Source organism: Dickeya oryzae (assembly GCF_009372235.1).
GTDB lineage: Bacteria > Pseudomonadota > Gammaproteobacteria > Enterobacterales > Enterobacteriaceae > Dickeya > Dickeya oryzae.
Map to the genome: position 1 here is coordinate 144,866 of NZ_SULL01000014.1, position 26,742 is coordinate 171,607.

Annotated in this window: 26 protein-coding genes, 1 pseudogene and 1 other annotated feature; of the genes and pseudogenes, 12 read left to right on the forward strand and 15 right to left on the reverse strand. The window is 51.8% G+C overall.

What is annotated here, in order from left to right; all coding sequences use genetic code 11:
* The first annotated feature begins 445 nt into the window (after positions 1-445).
* From oppA to oppF, 5 genes are all read left to right on the forward strand, one after another.
* Positions 446-2,089 carry an oligopeptide ABC transporter substrate-binding protein OppA gene (oppA, locus tag FAZ14_RS15565; protein ID WP_153508850.1) on the forward strand — a complete coding sequence of 548 codons (1,644 nt, stop codon included), beginning with the start codon at positions 446-448 and terminating at the stop codon, positions 2,087-2,089.
* Positions 2,090-2,189: 100 nt separating this feature from the next.
* Positions 2,190-3,110, forward strand: a complete 921-nt coding sequence (gene oppB / locus FAZ14_RS15570; protein ID WP_012884812.1) for an oligopeptide ABC transporter permease OppB — start codon at positions 2,190-2,192, stop codon at positions 3,108-3,110.
* Positions 3,111-3,122: 12 nt separating this feature from the next.
* Positions 3,123-4,031 carry an oligopeptide ABC transporter permease OppC gene (gene oppC / locus FAZ14_RS15575; RefSeq protein ID WP_038908034.1) on the forward strand — a complete coding sequence of 303 codons (909 nt, stop codon included), beginning with the start codon at positions 3,123-3,125 and terminating at the stop codon, positions 4,029-4,031.
* Positions 4,032-4,047: 16 nt separating this feature from the next.
* Entirely contained in the window at positions 4,048-5,034 is a 987-nt protein-coding gene (gene oppD, locus FAZ14_RS15580; protein WP_023639746.1) for an ABC transporter ATP-binding protein, read from the forward strand.
* Positions 5,031-6,035 carry a murein tripeptide/oligopeptide ABC transporter ATP binding protein OppF gene (gene oppF / locus FAZ14_RS15585; protein ID WP_038904421.1) on the forward strand — a complete coding sequence of 335 codons (1,005 nt, stop codon included), beginning with the start codon at positions 5,031-5,033 and terminating at the stop codon, positions 6,033-6,035. The genes oppD and oppF overlap by 4 nt, the downstream gene beginning before the upstream one ends.
* Before the next feature lie 111 nt (positions 6,036-6,146).
* Here the strand turns inward: oppF and FAZ14_RS15590 are convergent, their stop codons facing one another.
* The gene (locus FAZ14_RS15590) at positions 6,147-6,470 is read right to left on the reverse strand and encodes an HI1450 family dsDNA-mimic protein (RefSeq protein ID WP_012884808.1); all 324 of its coding nucleotides are present in this window, start codon (positions 6,468-6,470) and stop codon (positions 6,147-6,149) included.
* A 53-nt stretch (positions 6,471-6,523) separates the two neighbouring features.
* Complete coding sequence (cls, locus tag FAZ14_RS15595) at positions 6,524-7,984, reverse strand: cardiolipin synthase (RefSeq protein WP_016941305.1); 1,461 nt, start codon at positions 7,982-7,984, stop codon at positions 6,524-6,526.
* Between the two features lie 207 nt (positions 7,985-8,191).
* Between cls and FAZ14_RS15600 the strand changes: the two genes are divergently transcribed.
* On the forward strand, positions 8,192-8,368 hold the full coding sequence (locus FAZ14_RS15600; protein ID WP_012884806.1) for a YciY family protein: 177 nt from the start codon (positions 8,192-8,194) through the stop codon (positions 8,366-8,368).
* A gap of 75 nt (positions 8,369-8,443) precedes the next feature.
* Here the strand turns inward: FAZ14_RS15600 and FAZ14_RS15605 are convergent, their stop codons facing one another.
* Both FAZ14_RS15605 and FAZ14_RS15610 read right to left on the reverse strand, forming a co-directional pair.
* Positions 8,444-10,147 carry a methyl-accepting chemotaxis protein gene (locus tag FAZ14_RS15605; protein ID WP_153508864.1) on the reverse strand — a complete coding sequence of 568 codons (1,704 nt, stop codon included), beginning with the start codon at positions 10,145-10,147 and terminating at the stop codon, positions 8,444-8,446.
* Between the two features lie 134 nt (positions 10,148-10,281).
* Positions 10,282-10,578 carry a YciI family protein gene (locus FAZ14_RS15610; protein WP_016941307.1) on the reverse strand — a complete coding sequence of 99 codons (297 nt, stop codon included), beginning with the start codon at positions 10,576-10,578 and terminating at the stop codon, positions 10,282-10,284.
* 175 nt (positions 10,579-10,753) lie between these two features.
* Here FAZ14_RS15610 and tonB point away from each other — a divergent pair, with 175 nt between their 5' ends.
* On the forward strand, positions 10,754-11,506 hold the full coding sequence (gene tonB, locus FAZ14_RS15615; protein ID WP_153508851.1) for a TonB system transport protein TonB: 753 nt from the start codon (positions 10,754-10,756) through the stop codon (positions 11,504-11,506).
* Between the two features lie 80 nt (positions 11,507-11,586).
* Here the strand turns inward: tonB and yciA are convergent, their stop codons facing one another.
* The 4 genes from yciA to FAZ14_RS15635 form a co-directional block, all read right to left on the reverse strand.
* Positions 11,587-12,009, reverse strand: coding sequence for an acyl-CoA thioester hydrolase YciA (yciA, locus tag FAZ14_RS15620; protein WP_012884802.1), 423 nt, complete (start codon positions 12,007-12,009; stop codon positions 11,587-11,589).
* A 52-nt stretch (positions 12,010-12,061) separates the two neighbouring features.
* Positions 12,062-12,622, reverse strand: coding sequence for a septation protein A (locus FAZ14_RS15625; RefSeq protein WP_016941309.1), 561 nt, complete (start codon positions 12,620-12,622; stop codon positions 12,062-12,064).
* Between the two features lie 197 nt (positions 12,623-12,819).
* Positions 12,820-13,572, reverse strand: coding sequence for a YciC family protein (locus tag FAZ14_RS15630; RefSeq protein ID WP_016941310.1), 753 nt, complete (start codon positions 13,570-13,572; stop codon positions 12,820-12,822).
* Positions 13,573-13,685: 113 nt separating this feature from the next.
* Complete coding sequence (locus FAZ14_RS15635; protein WP_016941311.1) at positions 13,686-14,054, reverse strand: YkgJ family cysteine cluster protein; 369 nt, start codon at positions 14,052-14,054, stop codon at positions 13,686-13,688.
* Positions 14,055-14,335: 281 nt separating this feature from the next.
* Here FAZ14_RS15635 and ompW point away from each other — a divergent pair, with 281 nt between their 5' ends.
* Positions 14,336-14,965 (forward strand): outer membrane protein OmpW, encoded by a 630-nt coding sequence (gene ompW, locus FAZ14_RS15640; RefSeq protein ID WP_016941312.1) that lies wholly within the window; start codon positions 14,336-14,338, stop codon positions 14,963-14,965.
* Between the two features lie 68 nt (positions 14,966-15,033).
* On the opposite strand, the gene FAZ14_RS15645 is transcribed toward ompW, so the two are convergent.
* The 6 genes and pseudogenes from FAZ14_RS15645 to FAZ14_RS15675 all read right to left on the reverse strand — a co-directional run bounded on the left by FAZ14_RS15645 (position 15,034) and on the right by FAZ14_RS15675 (position 22,853).
* Positions 15,034-15,750 (reverse strand): oligogalacturonate-specific porin KdgM family protein, encoded by a 717-nt coding sequence (locus tag FAZ14_RS15645; protein WP_016941313.1) that lies wholly within the window; start codon positions 15,748-15,750, stop codon positions 15,034-15,036.
* A gap of 533 nt (positions 15,751-16,283) precedes the next feature.
* Complete coding sequence (trpA, locus tag FAZ14_RS15650) at positions 16,284-17,093, reverse strand: tryptophan synthase subunit alpha (protein WP_038925916.1); 810 nt, start codon at positions 17,091-17,093, stop codon at positions 16,284-16,286.
* On the reverse strand, positions 17,093-18,286 hold the full coding sequence (gene trpB / locus FAZ14_RS15655) for a tryptophan synthase subunit beta (RefSeq protein WP_193744085.1): 1,194 nt from the start codon (positions 18,284-18,286) through the stop codon (positions 17,093-17,095). Before trpB ends, trpA begins: the two co-directional genes overlap by 1 nt.
* A 15-nt stretch (positions 18,287-18,301) precedes the next feature.
* Positions 18,302-19,687, reverse strand: coding sequence for a bifunctional indole-3-glycerol-phosphate synthase TrpC/phosphoribosylanthranilate isomerase TrpF (gene trpCF, locus FAZ14_RS15660; protein WP_029456335.1), 1,386 nt, complete (start codon positions 19,685-19,687; stop codon positions 18,302-18,304).
* Positions 19,688-19,695: 8 nt separating this feature from the next.
* Positions 19,696-21,291, reverse strand: a pseudogene (gene trpD / locus FAZ14_RS20215) (bifunctional anthranilate synthase glutamate amidotransferase component TrpG/anthranilate phosphoribosyltransferase TrpD).
* The gene (locus tag FAZ14_RS15675; RefSeq protein ID WP_016941319.1) at positions 21,291-22,853 is read right to left on the reverse strand and encodes an anthranilate synthase component 1; all 1,563 of its coding nucleotides are present in this window, start codon (positions 22,851-22,853) and stop codon (positions 21,291-21,293) included. The pseudogene trpD and the gene FAZ14_RS15675 overlap by 1 nt, the downstream one beginning before the upstream one ends.
* Positions 22,854-22,875: 22 nt before the next feature.
* Positions 22,876-22,975, reverse strand: a sequence feature (Trp leader region).
* Between FAZ14_RS15675 and FAZ14_RS20395 the strand changes: the two genes are divergently transcribed.
* From FAZ14_RS20395 to rluB, 4 genes are all read left to right on the forward strand, one after another.
* Positions 22,913-23,038, forward strand: a complete 126-nt coding sequence (locus tag FAZ14_RS20395) for a hypothetical protein (protein WP_268906970.1) — start codon at positions 22,913-22,915, stop codon at positions 23,036-23,038. Its footprint overlaps the feature before it by 63 nt.
* Positions 23,039-23,227: 189 nt before the next feature.
* Positions 23,228-24,100 (forward strand): RNase RNM, encoded by an 873-nt coding sequence (rnm, locus tag FAZ14_RS15680; RefSeq protein ID WP_153508852.1) that lies wholly within the window; start codon positions 23,228-23,230, stop codon positions 24,098-24,100.
* A 190-nt stretch (positions 24,101-24,290) separates the two neighbouring features.
* A complete protein-coding gene (locus FAZ14_RS15685) occupies positions 24,291-24,911 on the forward strand; it encodes an L-threonylcarbamoyladenylate synthase (RefSeq protein WP_016941321.1) in 621 nt (206 codons plus the stop codon).
* Between the two features lie 223 nt (positions 24,912-25,134).
* Positions 25,135-26,025 (forward strand): 23S rRNA pseudouridine(2605) synthase RluB, encoded by an 891-nt coding sequence (gene rluB / locus FAZ14_RS15690; RefSeq protein ID WP_016941322.1) that lies wholly within the window; start codon positions 25,135-25,137, stop codon positions 26,023-26,025.
* A 93-nt stretch (positions 26,026-26,118) separates the two neighbouring features.
* Here rluB and cobO read toward each other — a convergent pair whose 3' ends face one another.
* The gene (gene cobO / locus FAZ14_RS15695; RefSeq protein ID WP_016941323.1) at positions 26,119-26,709 is read right to left on the reverse strand and encodes a cob(I)yrinic acid a,c-diamide adenosyltransferase; all 591 of its coding nucleotides are present in this window, start codon (positions 26,707-26,709) and stop codon (positions 26,119-26,121) included.
* Between the last annotated feature and the right edge of the window lie 33 nt (positions 26,710-26,742).

Sequence of the window (26,742 nt, forward strand, 5' to 3'; positions counted from 1 at the left end):
GAAAAGAAATTTAAGTAACAGCCTGCAAAATCTATTGGCGAAGACGGATTCTTCTGATACGTTCGGCATCACGCTATTTTCCCAAGCCGTTACGGATAAGTTAATTTTATTAGAACGTTATCCCCGGCGACTTTTGTGGAATTTGGGGAAGGCGTACCATCAGGGAAGAGTGGAAATGGCGACAGACTGCCGGTCCTGGGAAGGGACAGCGGCAGTTTTTGGGTTGCTGATATGTGCTGTTTTTATCTCTGTTGATTTTTCCAACACGTTGTTGCGGCATTAAGCGTATCGAGTCGTGCGACGTGGATAAAACAATTTTGATGTGATTAAGCGGCCATGTTGCCAGAGTCGTTCCTCTGGCGACGGTATTGTCTGTCCGCGTAATACGTAAAAAACGTTATATGCCTGATTGGGTGATAACAGTAGAACAGGAGCAAGGTAAATAATGGTAAACAACACTATTAAAAAAAGACTGGCAGTGAGCATTTTCGCTGCGATCACGGCTTCCGCAGGCGTTTCTGCCTGGGCTGCTACGGTGCCTGCTGGTGTGCAACTGGCTGAAAAGCAGGAACTGGTGCGTAATAACGGTGCTGAAGTCGCTTCCCTCGACCCGCATAAAATGGAAGGCGTGCCGGAATCTAACGTCGCGCGTGATCTGCTGGAAGGGCTGCTGGTTACCTCTCCGGATGGCAGCCCGGCACCGGGTGTTGCAGAAAGCTGGGATAACAAAGATTTCAAAGTATGGACCTTCCACTTGCGTAAAGACGCTAAATGGTCCAATGGCGATCCGGTAACTGCACAGGATTTCGTTTATAGCTGGCGTCGTGTTACCGATCCGAAAACAGCATCGCCTTATGCCAGCTACCTGCAGTTCGGTCATATCGTTAACATTGATGAAATTATCGACGGTAAAAAATCCCCGGATACGTTGGGTGTGAAAGCCATTGACGATCATACGCTGGAAGTCACGTTGAGTGAGCCAGTTCCGTACTTCTATAAGCTGTTGGTTCACCCCTCTACCTTCCCGGTGAATCAGAAAGCTGTTGAAAAATACGGTGAAAAGTGGACTCAGCCAGCTAACTGGGTCGGCAACGGCGCTTATACGCTGAAAGAGTGGGTTGTAAACGAGAAAATCGTTCTGGAGCGTAACCCGAATTACTGGGATAACGCCCATACCATCATCAACAAAGTGACCTATCTGCCGATTTCTTCTGAAGTGACGGATGTTAACCGTTACCGCAGCGGTGAAATCGACATGACCTATAACAACCTGCCTATCGAGTTGTTCCAGAAGTTGAAGAAAGAGATCCCCAACGAAGTGAAAGCGGATCCGTATCTGTGTACCTATTACTACGAGATCAACAACCAGAAGGCGCCGTTTAACGATGCGCGTGTACGCCAGGCGTTAGTGCTGGGTCTGGATCAAGACATTCTGGTTAACAAGGTGAAAGCGCAGGGTGATACCCCGGCGTTTGGTTTCACCCCTCCGTACATCGATGGTCTGGATGGCAAACTGACTCCGCCTGAGTGGATGAGCTGGTCGCGTGAGAAACGTAACGCTGAAGCGAAGAAACTGCTGGCTGAAGCTGGCTTCACGTCAGAAAAACCGTTGACCTTTAATCTGCTATACAACACCTCCGATCTGCATAAAAAACTGGCGATCGCGGCGTCCTCTATCTGGAAAAACAACATCGGGGTAGATGCAAAATTGGAAAACCAGGAGTGGAAAACATTCCTGGACAGCCGTCATCAGGGCACATTCGATGTCGCTCGTGCTGGCTGGTGTGCAGATTACAACGAACCGACCACGTTCCTGAATACCATGATTTCCAACAGCAGCAGCAACACCGCACATTACAAGAGCGCAGATTTCGACAAGTTGATGGCAAAAGCATTGGCTGCCACCACTGAAGAAGCGCGTGGGGATGTTTACAAGCAGGCTGAGATGCTGCTGGAAAAAGACGCTGTCGTGGTTCCGGTGTATTACTATGCCAACACCCGTTTGGTTAAACCGTATGTGGGTGGCATTACAGGTAAAGATCCACTGGATAACCTGAACGTTAAAAACCTTTATATTATCAAGCATTAATGATGACAGGGCTGTGTGTCTGGCACACAGCCCTTATTCGGTTTAATAAAGTGTGATAAATAGAAGCGAAAATTTCAGACCGGTTTTATAGGTAAGGTCAATGTTAAAATTTATTTTCCGTCGTTGCCTGGAAGCGATCCCGACACTGTTCATCCTGATCACGATCTCGTTTTTCATGATGAGGCTGGCCCCGGGAAGTCCGTTCACGGGAGAGCGTAATCTTCCCCCTGAAGTGATGGCGAACATCGAAGCCAAATACCATCTGAATGATCCGATGATCAAACAGTATGGCAATTATCTGGTGCAGTTGTTGAAAGGTGACTTTGGTCCCTCTTTCAAATACAAAGATTATTCAGTCAACGATTTGGTTGCCCAGGCTTTCCCTGTGTCGGCCAAGTTGGGGATTGCTGCTTTTCTGCTGGCGGTAGTGCTGGGGGTGACCTCCGGTGTGATTGCCGCGTTGAATCAGAACAGTAAATGGGATTACACCGTCATGGGGTTTGCCATGACTGGCGTGGTGATCCCCAGTTTTGTTGTGGCACCGCTGTTGGTGTTGATATTCGCGATAACCCTGCACTGGTTGCCGGGGGGCGGTTGGAACGGTGGAGCGCCAAAATACATCATTCTGCCGATGGTCGCGCTCTCGTTATCGTATATCGCCAGCATTGCGCGTATTACCCGTGGTTCCATGATTGAAGTGCTGCATTCAAACTTTATCCGTACTGCGCGTGCCAAAGGGCTGCCGTTGCGTCGGATCATTTTGCGCCATGCACTCAAGCCTGCGTTGTTGCCAGTGTTGTCCTACATGGGGCCGGCTTTCGTAGGGATTATCACTGGCTCTATGGTGATTGAAACCATCTTTGGTTTACCTGGTATTGGTCAGTTATTTGTTAACGGTGCGCTTAACCGTGACTATTCGCTGGTGCTGAGCCTGACTATTTTAGTGGGTGCGCTGACCATTCTGTTTAATGCGGTCATCGATGTGCTATATGCGGTCATCGATCCGAAGATCCGTTACTAAGGTAAATCACTGATGTTCTGGAATAAACGTAACCGTGAAGCGCTGGATAACTTCAGCGAGAAACTGGAAGTGGAAGGGCGTAGCCTGTGGCAGGATGCGCGCCGTCGCTTCATGCACAACCGTGCCGCGCTGGCCAGTCTGTTTGTCCTGACGTTGATTACGCTGTTTGTTGTTATCGGCCCGATGGTGGCACCGTTCAATTATGCGGACACCGACTGGAATATGATGTCCAGTGCACCGGATATGGCGTCTAAGCACTACTTTGGTACCGACTCTTCCGGTCGCGACCTGTTGGTGCGAGTGGCTATCGGCGGGCGTATTTCGCTGATGGTCGGTGTTGCTGCAGCTCTGGTGGCGGTCATTGTCGGGACACTGTATGGTGCGGCGTCGGGGTATCTGGGTGGCAAAGTCGACTCAGTGATGATGCGTCTTTTGGAGATCCTCAACTCCTTCCCGTTCATGTTTTTCGTGATTTTGCTGGTGACCCTGTTCGGGCAGAATATTCTGTTGATCTTTGTGGCTATCGGCATGGTGTCCTGGCTGGATATGGCGCGTATCGTGCGCGGTCAGACGCTGAGCCTGAAGCGCAAAGAGTTTATTGAAGCAGCGCTGGTATGCGGTGTCTCTACCCGTAGCATCGTGTTGCGTCATGTGGTACCAAACGTGCTGGGTGTGGTGGTGGTGTACGCATCGCTGTTGGTGCCGAGCATGATCCTGTTTGAATCCTTCTTGAGTTTCCTTGGCCTGGGTACCCAGGAACCGCTGAGCAGTTGGGGGGCATTATTAAACGATGGTGCGAACTCAATGGAAGTGGCGCCATGGTTGTTGCTTTATCCCGCCGGTTTCCTGGTGGTAACCCTGTTCTGTTTCAACTTTATCGGCGATGGCTTGCGTGACGCCCTCGACCCGAAAGACCGCTAAGGAGACGCTTCATATCATGATGAATACGTCAGAAACCCACGCCTTGCTTGATGTTAAAGATTTGCGCGTGACGTTCAGTACGCCTGATGGTGATGTCACGGCGGTAAACGATCTTAATTTTTCGCTCAGTGCCGGTGAAACACTGGGTATTGTGGGTGAGTCCGGCTCGGGTAAATCCCAGACGGCATTTGCGCTGATGGGGCTGCTGGCTGCTAATGGTCACATTGGTGGTTCGGCACGTTTCAACGGGCGTGAGATTCTCAATCTACCGGAGCGTGAACTTAATCGCCTGCGAGCAGAAGAGATCGCCATGATTTTTCAGGACCCGATGACCTCACTGAACCCGTACATGCGTGTTGGCGATCAGTTGATGGAAGTGCTGATGCAGCACAAGAAATTGGGTAAAAGCGATGCGTTTGAAGAGTCGGTACGCATGCTGGACGCGGTAAAAATGCCAGAGGCCAGAAAACGGATGCGTATGTATCCGCATGAGTTTTCGGGTGGGATGCGCCAGCGCGTGATGATTGCCATGGCGTTGCTGTGCCGCCCTAAATTACTGATCGCTGACGAGCCGACCACCGCGCTTGATGTGACGGTGCAGGCGCAGATCATGACGCTGCTCAATGACCTGAAGCGTGAGTTCAATACCGCCATTATCATGATTACCCATGACCTGGGCGTGGTCGCCGGTATTTGCGACAAAGTCCTGGTTATGTACGCCGGACGTACTATGGAGTACGGCAGTGCGCGCGAGATTTTCTATGAGCCAACCCATCCATACTCTCTGGGTCTGCTAAAAGCGATTCCTCGTCTCGATGAAGAGAATGCTGAGTTGGCTACGATTCCGGGGAATCCACCTAACCTGTTGCGCCTGCCGAAAGGATGCCCTTTCCAGCCGCGTTGCCCGTATGCACAGGAACAATGTCAGCATGCACCTGAATTGAAGCCGTTTGGTGAAGGTCGTCTGCGAGCCTGTTTCCGGAGTGTGGGGGAATTAGTATGAATGAGCTGGAAAACAAAAAAGTCTTGCTTGAAGTGGATGAACTCAAGGTCCACTTTGATATCCGTGATGACAAACAATGGTTTTGGCAACCGGCTAAAAAGCTGAAAGCGGTAGATGGCGTTACCCTGCGTCTCTATGAAGGGGAAACCCTGGGCGTGGTCGGGGAGTCGGGGTGTGGTAAATCCACACTGGCTCGCGCCATTATCGGTCTGGTAAAAGCGACCAGCGGACGCATTAGCTGGCTGGGGAAAGATCTGCTGGGAATGCGTGACACTGAATGGCGTGATGTACGTAGCGATATTCAGATGATTTTTCAGGATCCGCTGGCATCGCTCAACCCGCGTATGACCATTGGTGAAATTATTGCCGAGCCGTTGCGTACCTACCACCCGGATATGTCGCGTCAGGAAGTAAAAGACCGCGTCAAAACCATGATGATGAAGGTTGGCTTGCTGCCGAACCTGATTAACCGTTACCCGCATGAGTTTTCTGGCGGCCAGTGTCAACGTATCGGTATCGCCCGTGCACTGATTCTGGAACCCAAACTGATTATTTGTGACGAACCGGTTTCTGCGTTGGACGTGTCGATTCAGGCTCAGGTGGTGAATCTGCTGCAACAGTTGCAGCGTGAGATGGGGCTGTCATTGATCTTTATCGCCCATGATTTGTCGGTGGTAAAACACATTTCTGACCGTGTGCTGGTGATGTATCTGGGACATGCGGTAGAACTGGGGACCTATGATGAGCTGTACCATAATCCACAGCATCCTTACACCCGTGCGCTGATGTCGGCGGTGCCGATTCCGGATCCAGACAAGGAGCGCAACAAACAGATTCAACTGCTGGAAGGCGATCTCCCTTCGCCGATTAATCCGCCGACGGGCTGTGTATTCTGTACCCGCTGCCCGGTTGTGGGGCCGGAGTGCACCAAAACCCGTCCAGTATTGGAAGGTAGCTTCAGACACGCTGTATCCTGCCTGAAGGTCGACCCATTACCGTGATTCGCTGATACGTCTGGTATCCAGTATCACGCAAAACGCCCCAAATATGGGGCGTTTTGCGTTTTAACACAGGCGGTTGACCCGCCAGTCAGGTTATATTCGACGAGAGTGTCACTCTTTCCACAAGATGTGGCACAGCTTGTGGTCTTTTTCCCGGCAGATGAGAATACGAGCGAAAATATCTGTAATTTCTTCACCGTCCTGCTCGGCCAGCCCAATCACCACTTCGGCGAAAAAATCCGGATTCAGGTCGAAATCCACGTGCTCTTGCCAGTCTTCCGCCGGGTCAAACAGTTCCGCACCGCCACGCTCTTCAAACTGCAAGTTGAACAGCAAAATATCTGCTGGATCCAGATTATCCGGTGCCAGTTCCAGAAAGATATCGTAAGCCTGTTCCAGCGCTTCATCTTCTGTCAGGCGGTTATTTAAATCCATACAACATTCCTGTTAAAACGTAATGGGGTATTAGAGCATGAAGGGCGGTGTGATTACAGCAGTGGGCTGAAAAAGTAAAACAGTCGCTCGACAATCCGTTGCCAATAAGGGCGTGTTAACCACTCCTTGGTATTCAACAGTCGTGAGCGGGACATGTAGTCCTCCTGCACACAGGCCAGATCGCTACCAAAACCGTCATCGTCAATCACCAGCGTGATTTCAAAGTTCAGCCAGAGGCTACGCATGTCCAGATTAACCGTACCGACCAGGCTAAGTTGCCCATCGACCAGCACGCTTTTGGTATGCAATAAACCGCCTTCGAACTGGTAGATTCTGACCCCCGCCGCCAGTAACTCAGTGAAAAAGGCTTTACAGGCCCAGCCCACCATCATGGAGTCATTTTTATACGGTACGATAATACTGACCTCTACACCACGCTGGGCTGCGGTACAGATGGCGTGTTGCAGGTCATCACTCGGTACAAAATAAGGGGTAGTCATGATGAGCTGGTGCCGTGCAGCGTAAACCGCTGTCAGCAATGCCTGATGAATCATCTCCTCAGGGTAGCCGGGGCCAGAGGCGATAACCTGTACGGTATGGCCGCGCTCTTGCTCGAATGGCATGATATTGACATCCGGCGGCGGTGGTGGCAGGCGCTGACCAGTTTCCATTTCCCAGTCGAGACTATAAATCACGCCCATGGTCGTGGTTACCGGGCCTTCGATACGTACCATCAGGTCCACCCACTGACCGACACCGGAATCCTGCTTGAAATAACGCGGGTCCACCATATTCATGCTGCCGGTGTAGGCGATGCGGTTGTCTATCAGGATGACCTTGCGGTGCTGACGCAAATCCATACGACGCAGGAAGGCGCGTAACAGATTCACCTGTAATGCGTCCACCACGGTGATGCCAGCAGTACGCATCATCTCCGGGTAGGTACTGTGAAAGAACTGTACGCTGCCTGCCGAATCGAGCAGGATTCGACATTTGACCCCACGGCGTGATGCTAACAGCAGGGCGTTCATCACGTGATCCACCAAACCGCCCGCCTGCCAGATATAGAACACCATCTCAATATTACTGTGTGCCAGTTCGATATCGCGGATTAACGTTTTGATGGTGTCGTCAAAGGAGGTCAGCAATTGCAACTGATTGCCCTTGATACCACCAATTCCTTGTCGACGTTCACACAGTTGAAATAATGAGCGGGCGACCTCGCTATTCTCGGTGGCGAAAATGCGACGATATTCCTTCAAGTCTCGCAGCCATTGGGCTGTCACTGGCCACATTTGTCGGGCGCGCTCCGCACGGCGCTTTCCCAAATGTAGCTCGCCGAACAACAGATAGGCGACGATACCGACCAACGGCAGAATATAAATCACCAACAGCCAGGCCATCGCAGAAGGGACGGCCCGCCTTTTCATCAGAATACGCAACGTAATACTGGCAACAAGCAGCCAGTAACTGAAAACCAGTAATCCGCTAAGTACAGTATAAAATGCTGTCATAGTAACAATGTACGGTTCCCTGCTGCGAAATGTTCACCAGCTCAAGTGTATGCATAGTTCCCCTGAGGGGAAAGTCCTTTACTCTGAATACTATAGCGTATGTCTGGCAAGCATGCGGATTCGGGAAAATCCTGCATTCTCTCTTGGCGCGCGAAAACAGGGGGATATAATAGACGCGCCCATCATGTTGATCATAAGAGTCGTGCCATGAAACGCAGCCGGAATGAAGTCAGCCGCTGGCGTATGCAACGTCAGGTGCAGCGCCGTCGGAGTCGCTGGCTTGAGGCCCAATCGCGTAGTTACCGACATATCCATCACGTACGTTATCTGTGCCAGAAACAGCAGCGCCGTGCGTTATTGTATGCCGTAGCTTACGAGTGGTAGTCGCCGGGTAGTGAGTGTCAGGCCCAACAACCATCAGGTTGTTGGGCTTTTTTATCCAATCAGATTATCTGAAGACTACAATGCGGGGGAATGCTGCGGCAGGGCGACGTAGTTTTTGGCGACCTGAATCGGTGTCGTGTGCTGGGCATTGATTTCCCTTGGTGTGTCTTCCATCACGGGCAAATGGAACAGTGATACTGACAGGTTGAGCTGTTCTGCCTGTTCAAGGAGTTGAAGACAGGTTCGGGCCGAGGCTTCCACCTGCAGGGCGTTTTGCTTCACGGTATCATTGAGTGAACTGATTCGGTTGGTGACCTCATGAATGCTCTGATTCTGCTGTTGCGAGATGTCAGTGATTTCATTGAGAAAGGTACTGGTACCTTTGGCGGCCTGAATAATTTCTTGCAAGCTATCATTGAGGCGAACAACCAGCCTGGCACCGGTGGCAACACTGCTGTCTGATTCGTGAATCAAGGCATTAATGTTGTGCGCTGACTGGCTGCTTTGCGAGGCCAGCGTACCGACTTCTCGCGCCACGACCGAAAATCCTTTGCCCATTTCACCGGCCCGTGCGGCTTCAATCGCTGCATTCAGTGACAGGATATGCGTCTGGAAGGCGACGTTTTCTATCAGTGAGATCACTTCCGTCATTTCTTTACTGCGACTGGAAATATTCTGCATCGCATTTCTGACGTCACTCATCATGCCTTCGCCCTGTTCGGCGATATGGCTGGTTTCTTGGGCATGATGGCTGGCTTGCTCTGTGTACTGGGCATTCTGTTCCAGATGTTGGCTAATCTGAATGATGTGCTCGGTGGTGACTTTCAGTTCCGCAGATTGCAGGTTGGCCTGCTCTGATAACTGGCGGTTGTCGCTGGTGACATGACTTACCTGCTGCATCATGGTTTCCATGCCCTGACGAACCTGGCTTATCAGCTCAACCAGACCGCTTTGCATCTGGACTACACTGTTGTTCAGGACGGCGATTTCACGGGTTGCACGTTTTTCTATGGCAATGTCGTGGGACAAATCACCGGATGCGATCAGTTTCAGATGGTCGGTGATGCGTTTAAGTGGATGAACGATCACCTTGTTGACACCAATCCAGACCAGCACCGAAATGACCAGCAGTAACCCCAGAATCACGATAAACAGGGTGTGTGCAGCATCGAGGTTATTCAACAACTGCTGAGCATGCTGTTTCTGACGGGCATCGTTTTCCTGCAGGAATCGGGAATACTTCTGGGTGAACTGCGTCTGGTAAGCCTGAATAGGTACGGCAAAGAAAATGTCGATTTCGTTCGTTTTTTTAATACCCTGGGCAAGTTCAACTAACCCGTTATAAAGCTGCTGATAGCTGTTTTTGAGGTCAGTGAAAGCGGCATCATTACGTGCGGAGCCAGAGAAACGCTCTAGTTTTTGGTAAGACCCTTGTGCGTTAGCTAATGAGGTTTCTGCTTCTGACATCAGGCTATTCCAACTGCCGACAGAGCCGGTTTCCTTATCAAACATCAGGTAGATACCCGCGCGATTGAGCTTATCGCTGGCGTTCATGACCTCCATTCGCGCCTGATCCATCAGTGCCTGTTGCTGGCGCAGTGCCTCGTTGGCGGCGCTATCCTGACGCACCTCGGTCATGGTTTTCGAGATCATGCCTACAGACAACAACTGTAATAAGGAAAAGAGTCCGATGATCAACAATAAACCGGAAAGGAAACTCAGGCGGTACTGGCGTAATTTGCCCAGAAAACCGGAGCGTGACGGGGTGGATGTTGACATTGACATGACAATTTACTCGCTAAAGAAAACTGCCGCCAACATAACATCATTAAATGAATAAAATATTTCAGATGTTTGGGGTGAAAATGGAGGTCATGTTTATTGAAAATTCCATAACCTCCGTCAAGTTTAGATTAAAAAACTTTTCTAAAGGGTTTAACGCTGACCGCGTCGTAAACACCTGCGGCGACATAAGGATCGTCGTTAGCCCACTGACGAGCTTCTTCCAGCGATGGAAATTCGGCAATAACGGTGGAACCGGTGAATCCGGCGGTCCCTGGGTCTTCACTGTCAATGGCAGGTAGCGGACCTGCTGTTAACAAACGCCCCTGATCGCGTAGTGTTTGCAATCGTTCAAGATGTGCCGGACGGGCAGCAAGACGCTTTTCCAGTGAGCCAGGGACATCGGTGGCATAAATCACATACAGCATAGTAAACCTCATTGTGTCATATCGTTATGAGATGAAGCGTCATCATACGCTATGATGCTGACAGGCCGAAACCGGATAAATCGTGACGTCGTTTATGACAGGAATTGAAGTGATGCTATTGAATATGATTGTCATTTGCATTTAAAATTGAGCGGTGAGAGGACATCATATAACTATGCCGCAGAAAACATTTTTCCTGACCCACCGATACTCATGGCCTGTATTGGTTTCCGTCGTATTCCATGGTTCATTGATAGCTGGGTTGTTGTTTGCTTCGTTTAATACCTCAGTCACTCTGCCGACGGCGCCGCAACCGATCCAGGTTATGATGGTTAACACCGCACCGCAGGAAGCCGCACCCGCACCGACCGCTGAGCCAGAGCCAACACATGAACCCGAACCAGTGCCGGAACCACAGGTTCAACCTGAGCCGCCGCCGTTGCCAAAACCGGTCCCCATTCCGTTACCGGAACCTAAACCTCAGCCGAAACCCAAGCCTAAGCCGGAAACAAAGCCCAAACCGGTGAAAAAGCTGGAGCCGCAAAAGGACAAGCCCCAGGAACGTGTGCCTGAGCCGAATGCCGCACCCGCATCCAGCCAGACCGTGAACCATAATCCGGCACCGGTTAGTCAGGCTCCGGTTGCCAGCGCCCAGCCTGCTGGTCCCAAACCGGTAAATCGGGCTCAGCCGGAATATCCTGCCCGTGCGTTAGCCCTGCATATTGAAGGCCGGGTTAAAGTACAGTTTGATGTGGATGAGTCGGGTCATGTAGGTAATGTCCGGGTGTTGTCAGCTGAACCGCAAAACCTGTTCGAGCGAGATATCAGGCAGGCGATGCGTAAGTGGCGTTATGAAGAGAATCGACCAGGGAAAGACCTGGTGGTGACGATTATTTTCAAAGTTAATGGTGCTACGGCGATGGAATAAGCCCCGGGTCAGTGTCGCACCAATGAATAAGGCACCACTTGTGGTGCCTTATTGTCATGCTTCCAGAATGGTTAAGGTGATTATTGTTCTGGTGCGAAATTGCTTTTCCCTTGCGGCAATTCTCGTGGACGCCCCTCTTCATCGACTGCGACATAAGTAAACAGGGCTTCGGTCGCACGATAGCGTTGGCCAATGGGGTCTGTTGATACTTTTTTCACCCACACTTCCACATTGACTGTCATTGAACTACGTCCGGTACGAACGCAACGGGCGTAGCAACAAACCACATCACCAACGGCAACGGGCTTGAGAAAGGTCATGCCATCGACGCGAACGGTGACAACGCGGCCTTCTGCAATCTCTTTTGCCAGAATCGCGCCACCGATATCCATCTGTGACATTAACCAGCCGCCAAAGATATCGCCATTGGCATTGGTATCCGCTGGCATGGCCAGGGTGCGCAGCACCAACTCGCCGTGAGGTAATACATCTTGTTTGCTCATAGGATCAACGAATCCGCTTGTGAGTAGTCAATAATCAGTCTGTGGCGGTAGGTTATTTATCGCCTTCATTTTCCGTCTTCTCCGGTTCGCCCGGCAGGTGACGGTAAATGTAAACGCCGCACAGTAATGTAAATACCAGAGTCAGGCCGGTGAGGCCAAATACTTTAAAGTCGACCCAAACGCTTTGTGGTAACCAGAAGGCAATATAGATGTTCGCCAGTCCGCACAGCAGGAAAAAGATAGCCCAGGCTATGTTCAGTTTTGCCCACACCATTTCCGGTAAGACCAGCTCTTTGCCGAGCATGCGCTGAATTAGCGGTTTTTTCATGACAAACTGGCTGAACAGCAATGCGGTAGCGAACAGCGTGTAAATGATGGTGACTTTCCATTTAATGAATTGATCGTTATGGAAGACCAACGTCAGGGTGCCGAATACGGCCACCATCAGGAAGGTCAGCAGCATCATCTTTTCTATCTTGCGGTAAATGAACCAGCTAAACAGTAATGCGGCGGCTGTTGCTGCGATCAATGCACCCGAAGCGACATAAATATCATACAGTTTATAACAAACAAAAAAGACAATAAGTGGAATAAAATCAATTAGTTGCTTCATTATGTTAATCCGTCACGTATCCGGTGTGGGGCCGCGTATACCAAAAAAGGGTGAACTCTCTGCGAATTATTATCGCTGTTTATGCGGCACGATTCCCGATTTATCGTAACAATTTGCAGAAAATTACGTTGTCACCGTTATAACGGCGGGTTGAGAGGGAGCGGCGCTGGCGCCACTCCCGTTCAGGATAGGCAGCATTAACTGCGTACCAGCATGTACAGACGAAATACGTAGACCAGCAACATGGCAGAGATAATGTTGCTGATGGTATTTAACACCACCGCCATCGCGGTTGGCGACACCATTGGCAAACGGGCGATCAGTAGCAGTAGTGCGACTTTGACCAGTAACCATAGCATGACGGCGGGTGCTGTCTGGCGGAAATGGGCGAATGCCAGCTTGCTGCTGGCTCGCATAGCAGCAAATACGCCGCGCTTTTCCGTTACGGCGATCACCGGTGACAGGCTAAAGGCGATGGATAATAAAATCCCCGGTACCACCACCAGTAGCATGCCTAACTGAATTAACAGGGTACAAACCAGCACCAGCAGAAGCAGGCGGGGTAACAGCGGTGCGGAAGCGGCAATGGCCCGCAGCGCGCTGGTCCGGTGGCCCGCTGAGACCAGTTGGATCAGCATAAGGATACCGCCAGTTAACAAGGCATTACCTACCAGCGTCGCAAAAGTACCTGCAGCAGATGCCTTCAACAGAACGAGTTGTTGCTCAGGGGAGAGCTGCGCAATGATATCGCTGATGCCTGGCTGCTCAATGGAGGATAAATCGACATTGCTGTTACTGAGTAGTTGTAGTTGATCGCTATCGGGAGTAAAGACGTGCCCAAGGACGACGGTGATCAATGACGTCAGCAGCGCCAGCATGAGAATGCTGAAAAACTGGTTACGCGTAAAATTCAAGGTGTCACGGTACAACCTGCTGGCCGTGATAGGCATGAAAACTCCTTGGCAAAAGTTAGCAATAGGCATTAGCTGGCTATTGTAACCCGTTCAGGTGTTCCGTGGCACCCCGACATTTATTTCATCTATCTGCTTATTTTTGCTCTGATTTATGAGCACGGCTGCAGCAAACTGGCCGGGATGAGCGGCGGTAAGCCATAGGCCGCACGTGCCCGATCACAGGCATCGTTAGACCGCCCTTCTTCGCCCGACTGCGCAAACTCGTGGCATGGCGATGGGCGTTGGGCATAAATGCGACAACTGACCGACTCGCCGATGTTACCTTCCAACGCGCAGCAACGGATCGGTTTGCTGTTTGTGCCTGCCATACAGCGTAGAAACGGCGTGACTGGCTCAGTTAGATCAACGGGTACTGCGCCGCCTCCATCATTCGCTTCTGACCAGTAAAACGATACCCGGAAATAGCCGCAGCATGCGCCACATTCCATACAAGGGTTAACGTGACTGTGATGACTCATAATTGATTACCCACCGGCCTCACTCGGCGCTGAATCTCAGATGAAAAAATAACATTACGCCGGAATATCTGGCAGTGCAGCTTTTTTTTGTGCTTGCGGGGGATTTGCCTTTCCCGTGCTTTTTGATTTGGATCAATTCTATGTTTTTTAGTGACTTGGGGTGATTTGATTGAGGTCGTTTTGCTGCAAAAAACCTGTCAGGATGTGATCTGGATTCAAACAAATCTACCCCTTAGTGGGTATAGTTCGCACGGACATTAACCTTACAAATGGAGTGGATAATGAAAAAGGTTGCTTTATTGATGGTAGCAGCGGCGATGGTACCTGCATTGGCAGAAGCCCATCAGGCAGGGGATATTATTGTTCGTGCTGGAACCGCAACGGTACGCCCTAATGCTGGCTCTGATAATGTGTTGGGGTTAGGCTCTTTCAGTGTAAATAGCAACACTCAGCTAGGGTTAACCGCTGGTTATATGTTTACCGATAACATCGGGATGGAATTACTGGCGGCAACGCCGTTTAAGCATAAAGTTAGTCTGGGTAGGCTCGGCTCAATCGCTGAAGTTAAACACTTACCACCTACATTAATGGCACAATATTATTTCGGGCAAAGTACTGATAGTCTGCGGCCCTATTTGGGTGTTGGTTTAAACTACACCACGTTTTTTAATGAAAAATTTACCCAGGATCTCGGTGGTCAATTGAGTGATTTACACCTTAAAAGTTCTTGGGGAGTTGCTGCACAAGCTGGCTTGGATTACAACCTGAATAAAAATTGGCTAGTAAACATGTCGGTATGGTGGATGGATATCAACACTACTGTAAAATTCAAGGCTGCCGGTCAGGATCAGAGCATCAAAACTCACCTCAATCCTTGGGTATTTATGTTTGGTGTCGGTTACACGTTCTAATAAACGATGTAACAAGCAGAAAAGGCGGAACCAAGGTTCCGCCTTTTTTATAACCGCGATAACAGTTATCAGAAGTTGTACTGCACACCGACGCGGTAGCGAGTCTGACGCTCGTCAGTTGTCTTGCTGCCATCAATATTGGCAAGCTGAATGTAAGGTGTCCAGTTTTTGTCGATCTTGTAGGCCAGCTTCACGTCGTGGGTGAAGTTATCATTATCTTTGTCAGCAATGTAACCGAATGAACCGGCTTTAGTATTTTTATTGTACTCCAGTTCGTATTCAATGGTGAAATTGTTCAGGAATTTGTACCCCAGTGTGCTGGTAATCGTATAGCCCTTCATGGTGGTGTCGGTACCGCCGATATTACCGCTATACCGCTTGTAGGAAGGACGGTAACGCAGGAAGTAATACAGATCATTCGTTATATTGACGCCGCCTTTGATATAAGGGCGGTAGTTGCTGTACGTGTTGCTGGAGACCAGGTTGAAGCCACTTTCCAGACTGAATGTCTTATCGAATTTATATAGATAACTGGCAGTCACTTCGGTCTCGTTGCTGACAGGTTCATTATACGGCTTGTTTGGGGTTGTATCTTTATCGCTTTGTTTCCACTTCACTTCAGAAGACAGACCAAATCCATTGTCAAAACGATGCGAAATCAGCAGTCGATCTTTGTGATCGGCGTTTTTGGTATCGTTCATCTCATGGCGATAATCAAACGTCACTGCCATTGAACTCATACTTACCAAAGATGCAACCATCACTGTCAGAATTTTAAATTTCATTGTTATAACCCTCTCAGAGATCATTTCTTATAAGTGTTGTGTCGCCGATGCGGCGCAGCACGATGCCGATTTTTATTTATCTCTGCTTACAAATGTGTGATCGGGAACATTAAATTGAAAAAAATGAAAAGCCATTTCATTGTGTGATGTTCGTCTATTTACATAGCAGGAAATCTATGCCTATAGAAATAAAACCATGTTTCAATAAATATGAATTATATTATTTCATTATATTACATAATGTTACATATAAATATTTATTTTTATTGGATTTTATATTTTTTTGTTAATTTTTAACAATTTATCTTCTTCTTAATGAATTCATATTTATGAGTATGTTTATCATTTTGTGACGTTAATCCTGCTTGTGAATGAGGGCGATATGGAGTGGTAGGGGGCAACATAACCAAACGGCAGGATACTGGGCAAGGCAGGGGTCAGCATCGCCGCGGATAAGATCTGGAGTGATTGACACGAAAACGCCATAGCCGGTCAACAGCTATGGCGTCAAAACGACGGGAGGGGGAGATAAATCAGCGAGTGCGGGTGGCCGCTTTCATCGTGCTGACAAATTCGCTCAGTTTTGCCAGCATCGTATCTGGTTGCTCATGGTGCTGCTCAATGATTTTGACAATCGCTGAACCAGAAATCGCTCCGGCGGCGCCAGATGTTAACGCCTGCTGCACCTGAGTCGGTTCAGAAATACCGAAACCGAGTAACGGTGGTGCCGCGTGGTATTCCTGCAATTTTTCCAGTAAATGATGTAATGGTAGCTGTGCACGGGTTTCTGCACCGGTTACCCCGGCCCGAGAGAGCAGGTAGGTGTAACCGCGACCAAAGGAAGCGATTTCACGCAATAACTCGTCATCGGCATTCGGCGGACAGATAAAGATAGGCGCGACACCATGCTTGATTGCTGCAGTACGAAATTGTGCGGATTCTTCTACCGGGACATCGGCGACTAACACAGAGTCAACGCCAGTTTGCGCACAACGCTGATAAAAGGCATCAACACCGTTGCTGAAAACCAGGTTGGCATACATCAGCAACCCAATCGGCAGGTCAGGGTATTTCTGACGGATAGTGGCCAGCATTTCAAAACACTGGGCCGGGGTTACACCTGCGGCGAACGCGCGCAGCGTGGCATTTTGAATGGTTGGGCCATCTGCCAGCGGATCGGAGAAAGGGATACCCAACTCCAATGCATCCGCTCCGGCGGCAACCAGCGTGTCGATTATCTGCAGTGACAGTGCCGGGGAAGGATCACCCAGGGTGACAAACGGCACGAACGCCCCTTCCTGCTTTTCCGATAACCGTTTAAACAAAGCGTGGTAGCGTTCCATCAGATTTCTCCCCGGGATTTCAGAATGTCGTGAACCGTAAAAATGTCTTTATCGCCGCGCCCGGACAGATTCACCACCAGAATTTGTTCTTTTTCCGGCTCAGCGCTGATCATTTTCAGCGCATGTGCCAACGCATGGGATGATTCCAGCGCCGGAATGATACCTTCATGACGAGACAACTCCCGAAAGGCGTTCAGCGCTTCATCGTCGGTTACTGACACATACTCCGCTCGCCCGATACTGTTTAGGTGCGCATGCTGTGGACCGACAGAAGGGAAGTCCAGACCGGCTGAAATCGAGTATGATTCTTCAATCTGCCCGTCATCAGTCTGCATCATCGGTGATTTCATCCCGAAGTAAATACCGGTGCGACCATGTTTCAGTGGTGCGCCGTGGTGCCCGGTTTCGATCCCGAGTCCCGCCGGTTCTACACCGATTAAGCGTACAGAAGGCTCATCGATGAAGTCGGCGAACATACCAATCGCATTGGATCCGCCACCGACGCAAGCCAGCACCGCATCCGGCAGGCGACCTTCTTTTTCTTTCACCTGAGCTTTCGTTTCTTCCCCGATCATGCGCTGAAATTCCCGCACAATAGTGGGGTAAGGGTGTGGGCCTGCGGCAGTACCCAGCAGATAATGCGCCGTTTCATAACTACCGGACCAGTCACGCAACGCTTCGTTACACGCATCTTTCAGTGTGGCAGAACCGCTGTGTACCGGGATGACTTCTGCGCCCATCAAGCGCATACGAAATACATTCGGCGACTGACGTTCGACATCTTTGGCACCCATGTAGACCCGGCATTTCAATCCCAACAGCGCACACGCTAGCGCCGTGGCAACACCATGTTGGCCCGCACCGGTTTCGGCGATAATTTCTGTTTTACCCATCCGTTTTGCCAGCAACGCCTGACCCAATACCTGATTGGTCTTGTGGGCTCCGCCGTGCAGCAGGTCTTCACGTTTCAGGTAGAGTGTGGTGCGAGTGCCTGCCGTCAGGTTTTTACACCGTGTCAGCGCGGTCGGGCGACCGGCATAATTCTTCAGTAAATCACTGAATTCAGACTGAAACGCGGGATCACGCTGTGCGCTAACAAACGCCTCTTCCAACTGACGCAGGGCGGGCATCAGAATCTGTGGTACATACTGACCACCGAATTCGCCAAAATAAGGGTTAAGTAATGTCATAATCAGCCTGTACCTTCTTTATGCATGAGAGGTGCGGCGGGATTGCGCCGCACGCAGCGTTTGAAATACCGCCGCAATTTTTTGTGAATCTTTGATGCCGGGTTGCGATTCAACGCCGGAGTTAACATCCAGTCCTGCCGCGCCGAATTTGGCCGCCTGCGCGATGTTGTCCGGATTGAGGCCACCGGCCAGCAGCACCTGCTGTAACGATTGTCCTTGCAGCAATGACCAGTTGAACGATTGACCACTGCCACCCTGACCGTTGTCGAGCAGTATCCGATCAACCTGTGGCAGTGCCAGAAGGGGCAGCGTATCGCCGACCGGTTGGGCTTTCCATATCTGGCAGGTTGCAGGCAGTTGCTCCCGCAGTGCAGCAACGGTGGCATCGTCTTCATGGCCATGTAGTTGAACTGCTGCCAGTTGAAGCGATGATGCCGCTTCCACGATTTCAGCCAGTGGCGCGTCACGGAATACCCCGACATAGCGCAACGGGGCACCGGCCATGACAGTACGTGCTTGTGACGTTGTCACGTAACGAGGTGAGCTGGCAACAAAAATCAGCCCGCCATATACCGCACCGGCCTGGAAAGCGGCAGCAGCATCTTCAGGCCGAGTCAGCCCACAGACTTTGTTTTCGCCCAAAATAACCCGACGCACCGCCATGGACAGATCGTCTTCCTCCATCAGCGAACTGCCGATCAGAAAGCCGTTGGCATACTGACTTAATTCCTGAATATGGGCATAGCGGCTGATGCCAGATTCGCTGATGACCGTGACGCTGGCGGGTAACTGTGGTGCCAGTGTGCGGGTACGGTTCAAATCGATGGACAGATCGCGCAAATCGCGGTTATTAATGCCGACAACGCGAGCCTCCAGCGCGATGGCACGCGCCAGTTCGGCTTCATTGCTCACTTCAGTCAGAATGCCCATATCCAGACTGTGTGCCACCTGTGCCAACTGGCGATACTGGTCATCATCGAGCACTGAGAGCATCAGCAGGATGGCGTCTGCCTGATAGTAACGGGCCAGGTAAATCTGATACGGGTCGATAATAAAATCTTTGCACAGAACCGGCTGGGCAACCGCGGCGCTCACCTGGGTCAGAAAGGTGAAGTCGCCTTGAAAGTACTTCTCGTCAGTCAACACGGAAATGGCGGAGGCGTAATCCTGATAAACTCGCGCGATAGCCGCCGGGTCAAAGTCAGCCCGAATCAACCCCTTGGAGGGAGAGGCTTTTTTACATTCCAGAATAAATGCCGGGCTGGCCTTTTTCAGCGACTGATAAAAATGGCGTGAACTGGGCGTGACCTGCGACTGAAAGCCGTCGAGCGGCTGTCGTTGTTTGCGCTCGGTTACCCACAGTGCTTTGTCGCGTACGATTTTGGTTAATACGGTTTCCTGCATGTTCATCATCATCCTCTGGTTGCCAGTTCCAATACCCGTTGGTAAGCCTGACCGCTATGAATCACGTCCAGTGCTTGTTGGGCATTCTGCCGTAGATCTTCCTGTCCGAACAGTTTTAACAAGAGCGCCACATTAGCCGCGACGGCGGCATCGTGTGCGGGGTGTCCTTTGCCCTGAAGCAGTCGGGCCAGAATATCACGGTTTTCTTCCGGTGAGCCGCCCAGTAAATCGTCCAGTGAGAAGGAGTCCAGCCCGAAATCATGGGGGGTTAACTGGTAAGTGGTTACCTGCCCGTCACGCAGTTCTGCCACGTGCGTTGGGGCATGAATGGCGACTTCATCCATTCCACCGCCGTGTACCACAGCGGCACGCTGATACCCCAGTACTTTCAGTGTTTCGGCAATTGGCGCGACCAGCTCGGGCCGGTAGACGCCAATCAGCGCCAGCGGCGGACGTGCAGGGTTAATCAGCGGCCCTAACACGTTGAACAGGGTGCGAGTTTTTAACTGCTGACGCACTGGCATCGCATGACGAAAACCGGTGTGGTATTGCGGTGCAAACAGAAAACAGACGCCCAGATCGTCCAGTGCCTGACGGGATAGCTCTGCCGACATATCGAGTTTGATACCAAAGGCCGACAATAAATCAGACGATCCTGAACGGCTGGATACGCTACGGTTGCCGTGTTTGGCGACTTTTACCCCGCAAGCAGCCGCGACAAAGGCACTGGCGGTAGAAATGTTAATGCTGTTAGAGCCATCGCCGCCGGTGCCGACAATATCAGCAAATAGGTAATCCGGACGTGGGAACGGTTTGGCATCAGCCAGCAGCGCCGTTGCGGCACCCGCGATTTCATCGGGGTGTTCACCACGAACTTTCATGCTGATGAGTGCCGCCGCCAACTGTGTCGGCTCCAGCTCGCCCTGAATAATAGCCGCAAACAGTTGCTGGCTTTCTGCCTGACTCAGAATGTCGGCACGGTACAATTTCTCAAGAATCTGTTGCATTCGTGTGTCTCCTTCCATTCAGGCCAAAGCCCAGTCCAGCGTTTGATTCAGCAACTGCGCACCTTGTGTCGTCAGAATCGATTCCGGGTGGAACTGGAAACCACAGACACGGTGTTCATCATGGCGTACCGCCATCACCATGCCGTTAAAACTGGCGTTAATCACCAGTTCTGCTGGGATGTTGCTTCCCACCAGCGAGTGATAGCGTGCTACCGGCAACGGGCTGGGTAACCCGATGAACATGGCCTGACCGTCGTGTTCAACACTGGAGGCTTTACCGTGCAGGATCTCACCGGCCTGACCCACATGACCGCCGTAGGCTTCGACGATGGCCTGATGTCCCAGACAAATCCCGATGATCGGCAGTTGGCCGCGTAAGCGTTGCAGCAGTACCGGCATGCACCCAGCTTCAGCGGGGGTGCCGGGCCCGGGAGAGAGCATCAACACCGGCTTTTCCATCTGCTGCAGGCGTTCGATGATCACATCCGCAGGCAATTGGTTGCGGTACACCACGACGTTGTGGCCGCTGGCACGCAGTTGATCGACCAGGTTATAGGTAAAAGAATCAATGTTATCGAGTAATAGGATATCGGCCATCAGAACACCTCCCGGGCATGATGCGCGCTGGCAATCGCGCGCAGAACCGCGCGGGCTTTGTTACGGGTCTCGTCGGCTTCGGCTTGCGGCTGGGAATCCAGCACGACGCCAGCACCAGCCTGCACGGTAGCGATGCCATCTTCCACATAGGCGGAACGGATGACGATGCAGGTATCGAGGTCGCCACGTGCGGTGAAGTAACCTACCGCACCGCCGTAGCTGCCGCGGCGTGTTTTCTCACTTTCCGCGATCAACTGCATCGCCCGGACTTTAGGCGCGCCGCTGAGCGTCCCCATGTTCATACATGCGCGGTAGGCGTGCAGGACATCCAGATCGTGACGCAGCGTGCCAACCACCCGAGAAACCAGATGCATCACGAATGAGTAGCGGTCCACTTTGGTCAGGTCAGCCACATAGCGGCTACCGGGTTCGCAGATCCGCGCCAAATCGTTGCGAGCCAGGTCAACCAGCATCAGATGCTCGGCCAGTTCTTTATGGTCGGTGCGCATTTCCAGTTCGATACGGCTGTCCAGATCCCGGTCCAGCGAGCCGTCAGCGCGACGCCCACGAGGACGAGTGCCTGCAATAGGGTAGATTTCAATCTGGCGGCTGATGGCGTCATATTTGAGCGAGCTTTCCGGCGAGGCACCGAACAGGGTGAAATCCTGATCTTGCATGTAAAACATGTAAGGGCTCGGATTGTTGTCTTTCAGTGTCTGGTAGGCGGCCAACGGTGACGGGCATGGCAGCGAGAAACGACGGGATGGGACGACCTGGAAGATCTCACCGATGCGGATTGCCTGCTGCATCTGGCTGACGACGGCACCATAGTCTTCATCGCTTTGATTGCAGTTCAGGGTCATGGTGTCTACTGTCTGGTACGGCAACGCTGGCGCAGGCTGGCGTAACTGGTGTTGTAACTGCTCCAGACGCTGTTGCAGACGCAGACGCTCAGTAGCATCAGGTGTAAACAGGCTGGCTTGCAGGTGGGTGACCCGTTTTTGGTGATCCACAATCAGCAGTGTTTCAGCCAGATAAAAACAGTAATCCGGGCAGCGCTGTTGCTGGCTGAGTGGCGGCAGGCTCTCGAAGCCGGCTACCAGATCGTAGGCGAACAGGCCACCGAAGAACATCGCTTCACGTTCGTCTGGCGGGCAGGTCACCAGTGTCAGCATCTGGCGTAGCGCATCGAATACCGACAGCGAGCGCAGGCGCGCATCTTCATCTAACAGGCCGTCGATGCCAGGAAAGGTCAGTTCGCGACCGTTTGGACGCACATCGACCGTGACATCGCTCGGTAGTGCCTTGTCCAGCAACGGTAACAGCGAGGCACCGTTAGCTGTTAATGCCTGAATGGATACCTGCGAGCCGAGGGCGGTAATACGCAATGCACTGTCGACAATCAGCAAGCTCTGCAGATTCTGCTTGCTATCGATCTCGGCTGACTCCAGCAACAGCGTTGCCGGACGCGCGCCGCATAATTGATGGAACGTGGCGCTGGGATCGTTACGGTATTCGGCGTCGACGCGCAACAGCTCTAGTTCAGGTTGTGGTGTGTGCATGATGTTTACTCGTATTTTGTCCATAAAAAAACCCGCTACCAGCGGGTTTCAGGATAGGCATGTCGGAAAATGGCTATGCGTTATCACTTCACCCGCAACAGGGAGAAGCGCCACCAACCAGCATGATTTTTCAGGGGCAGGGTTGTTACCGTCATCGCCATATCCTCACTTATCGCTACGCTTGAACTTGTGTACTAGTTAACTGGAACACAGAAAGGAAGTCAATAACATTTAACCGGATTTTTTCGGGGGAATGTCTGGTGGCTGATGGCAGGATGGTGAGAGCAGGCAGCACGGACCGATCTTTTTTCCTTTTTGGTCAGGTTGATGGCATCATGCCGCCTGAAATTTCCTGAAACAGCGAGATACCCGACGTGCCAGATGAGTTACCCGCATCACCTGCATTTCCCCTGTATGACTTGCACAGCCACACCACGGCGTCTGACGGATTACTGACGCCTGCTGAATTGGTGCAGCGAGCGGTGAGTATGCGCGTCAGCGTGCTGGCAATTACCGATCACGACACCACGGCGGCATTGGCGCAGGCACAGGCGGCTATTGTGCAGCAGGCATTACCATTGCGGCTGATTGCTGGTGTTGAGATTTCCACGGTCTGGGAAAATCACGAAATTCATATCGTCGGACTGGGGATGGATTGTGACCATCCCGCCTTGACCTCGTTGCTGCAACAGCAAGTGCAGTATCGTCAGCAACGGGCCGAACAGATAGCTCTGCGGCTGGAAAAAGCGCTTATCCCTGATGCGCTGGCTGGCGCATCGCGGCTGGCGGAGGGCGGCATGATCACCCGCGGGCATTTTGCGCGCTACCTGGTCGAGCTGGAAAAAGCCGACACGGTCGCCCAGGTGTTTAAAAAATATCTGGCTAAAGGGAAAACCGGCTATGTACCGCCACAGTGGTGTACAATACAACAAGCCGTGGACGCTATCCGTCAGTCGGGTGGAGTGGCGGTGCTGGCGCATCCTGGCCGTTATGACCTGACCACCAAATGGCTCAAACGCCTGATCGGGCATGTTGCTGATTGTGGTGGGGAAGCGATGGAAATCGCCCAATGTCAGCAGGCACCGGATGAGCGTTCACAACTGGCGCGTTATGCGCAGGACTATCATTTGCTGGGGTCACAGGGGTCGGACTTTCATCAACCCTGTGCCTGGATAGAGTTGGGGCGAAAATTGTGGTTGCCTGCGGGCGTGGAGCCAGTCTGGCAACACCCGGCGTTAGCGGGCTAAGTTACGACGGTACGACGCGGGATAGGTTCATTTCATTTACTCGTTGCTGTTACCAGGTCATCGTGATGGTGCTGGTATACCGGTTTCGCCTTTACCCCGCTCGCTATTCATACAGCATTTTGTCGCGTGTCACTTCTGTTGTGGCGGCTTGCCTGAGAGTGACGCGTTTTCAGAAGACAGAGGATGTAGCATGAGTCAGTTTTTCTATATTCATCCGCAGAACCCGCAACCGCGTCTGCTTAACCAGACGGTGGAGATCCTGCGTAAAAGCGGTGTTATCGTTTATCCCACCGATTCAGGGTACGCACTGGGGTGCATGCTGGAAGACAAAGCGGCGATGGAGCGCATTTGCCGTATTCGCGAACTGGATCAAAACCATAATTTCACGCTGATGTGTCGCGACCTGTCAGAGTTGTCCTCCTATGCGTATGTGGATAATGCCGCGTTTCGTTTGATCAAAAATAATACGCCGGGTAATTACACCTTTATCCTCAAGGCAACCAAGGAAGTGCCACGTCGCCTGATGAACGACAAGCGCAAAACCATTGGGATGCGTGTGCCGTCTAACCCGATTGCACTGGAATTACTGTCGGTGCTGAATGAGCCGTTAATGTCAACCACGCTGATGCTGCCGGGTAATGATTTTGCCGAGTCTGACCCGGAAGAAATTCAGGAACAGCTGGGTAAGCGGGTGGACTTGATTATTCATGGTGGCTTTTTGGGACAACAACCCACCACGGTTATTGACCTGACCGACGATGTACCAGTGGTAGTACGCGAAGGTACGGGGGATGTGACACCGTTTTTGTAAAACGCCTCCTGTCTGTCATGCGTTATTCTGCAATAAGCCTTACGGTCAGGCGAGGCTTACCGCACAACGCCCATTGTCGCTAACATTTAGCATACAAATGGGTGGAATCAAGGTATAATCGCACTATTCTGCGTTAACGCTTTATTTTTAATGAGTTAACGCATTTCTGGTCATCAATGACATTCCCCCCGACGCCTGTGAAGGCGACATCAGAGGTTGCTCAATGAGCGAAAAGCTACAGAAAGTACTGGCGCGTGCAGGGCACGGTTCACGCCGCGAAATTGAAAGTATGATTGAAGCCGGGCGCATTAGCGTTGACGGCAAGATTGCCACGCTGGGGGATCGCGTTGAGGTTACCCGGGCGACCAAAATTCGTATCGACGGACATGTGGTGTCAGTTCGTGAAACTGAAGAAGCTGTCTGCCGTGTATTAATGTATTACAAACCGGAAGGGGAACTCTGTACCCGCAGCGACCCGGAAGGCCGACCGACGGTGTTTGATCGTCTGCCGCGCATTCAGGGATACCGTTGGGTGGCAGTAGGGCGTCTTGACGTGAATACCTCTGGCCTGTTGCTGTTTACAACGGATGGTGAGCTGGCTAACCGTCTGATGCACCCCAGCCGTGAAGTTGAGCGTGAGTATGCCGTACGCGTCTTTGGCGAGGTGGGTGATGATAAAATTCGTCAATTGAGTAAAGGTGTTCAACTGGAAGATGGCCCTGCGGCATTTCGCGCGATTCGCTATCAAGGTGGCGAAGGCCTGAACCAATGGTACAACGTCACCCTGACGGAAGGCCGTAACCGCGAAGTACGTCGCTTGTGGGAAGCGGTGGGCGTACAGGTGAGTCGTCTGATCCGTGTGCGTTATGGCGATATTCAGTTGCCTAAAGGGTTACCCCGTGGTGGCTGGACGGAGATGGCGTTGGCCGACGTTAACTACTTGCGTGAACTGGTGCAACTGACGCCCGAAACGGTCAGTAAACTGCCAGTGGAGCGCGAGCGCCGTCGGGTGAAGGCTAACCAGATACGCCGTGCGGTGAAACGCCATGGGCAGACGGGCGCGGCGAGTCGTCCTGCTGGTAACCGTCGCAGTGCGCCGAAGCGCAACGGCTGATTGGTTTGTCGGAGGCTGTGCCGACTGGCGCAGCCTCTTTGCTGTTGTCTCCTGGGTGCCCATCTACCTTCGCAGTTTGTTCTTTCCTGATATCTACCAGTCAATCCCTTGCTGGGCTTGGACCCCGGCGTCAAAGGCATGTTTCACCGGTCGCATTTCCGTTACGGTATCCGCCATTTCCAGCAGGTCGCGATGACAACCCCGGCCAGTAATGACAACGCTTTGGTGCGCAGGCCTCTGCTGTAGTGCGATCATGACATCGTTCAGCGGCAGGTAATCGTAGCTCAGCATGTAGGTCAGTTCATCGAGCACCACCAGGTCGAGCGAATCATCGGCCAGCATACGCAGGCCATGCTGCCACACATGCTGGGCGGCTTCGGTGTCTGTCTGGCGGTTTTGTGTATCCCAGGTAAAACCGGTCGCCATCACCTGAAACTCCACCCCATGCTGCTGTAGCAGATTCTTTTCGCCGTTTGGCCATTCACCTTTAATGAACTGGATGACGCCTGCTTTCAGTCCGTGTCCGACGGCCCGGGTCACCGTACCGAAGGCCGCCGTGGTTTTTCCTTTACCGTTACCGGTAAATACCATCAGAATGCCACGTACGTCTGTGGCGGCGGCGATGCGGGCGTCGACTTTCTCTTTAAGTCGCTGTTGACGTTGCTGGTGACGATCATCACTCATAAGCGGGTACCCTTTGTTCCATTGTGTGTTGCA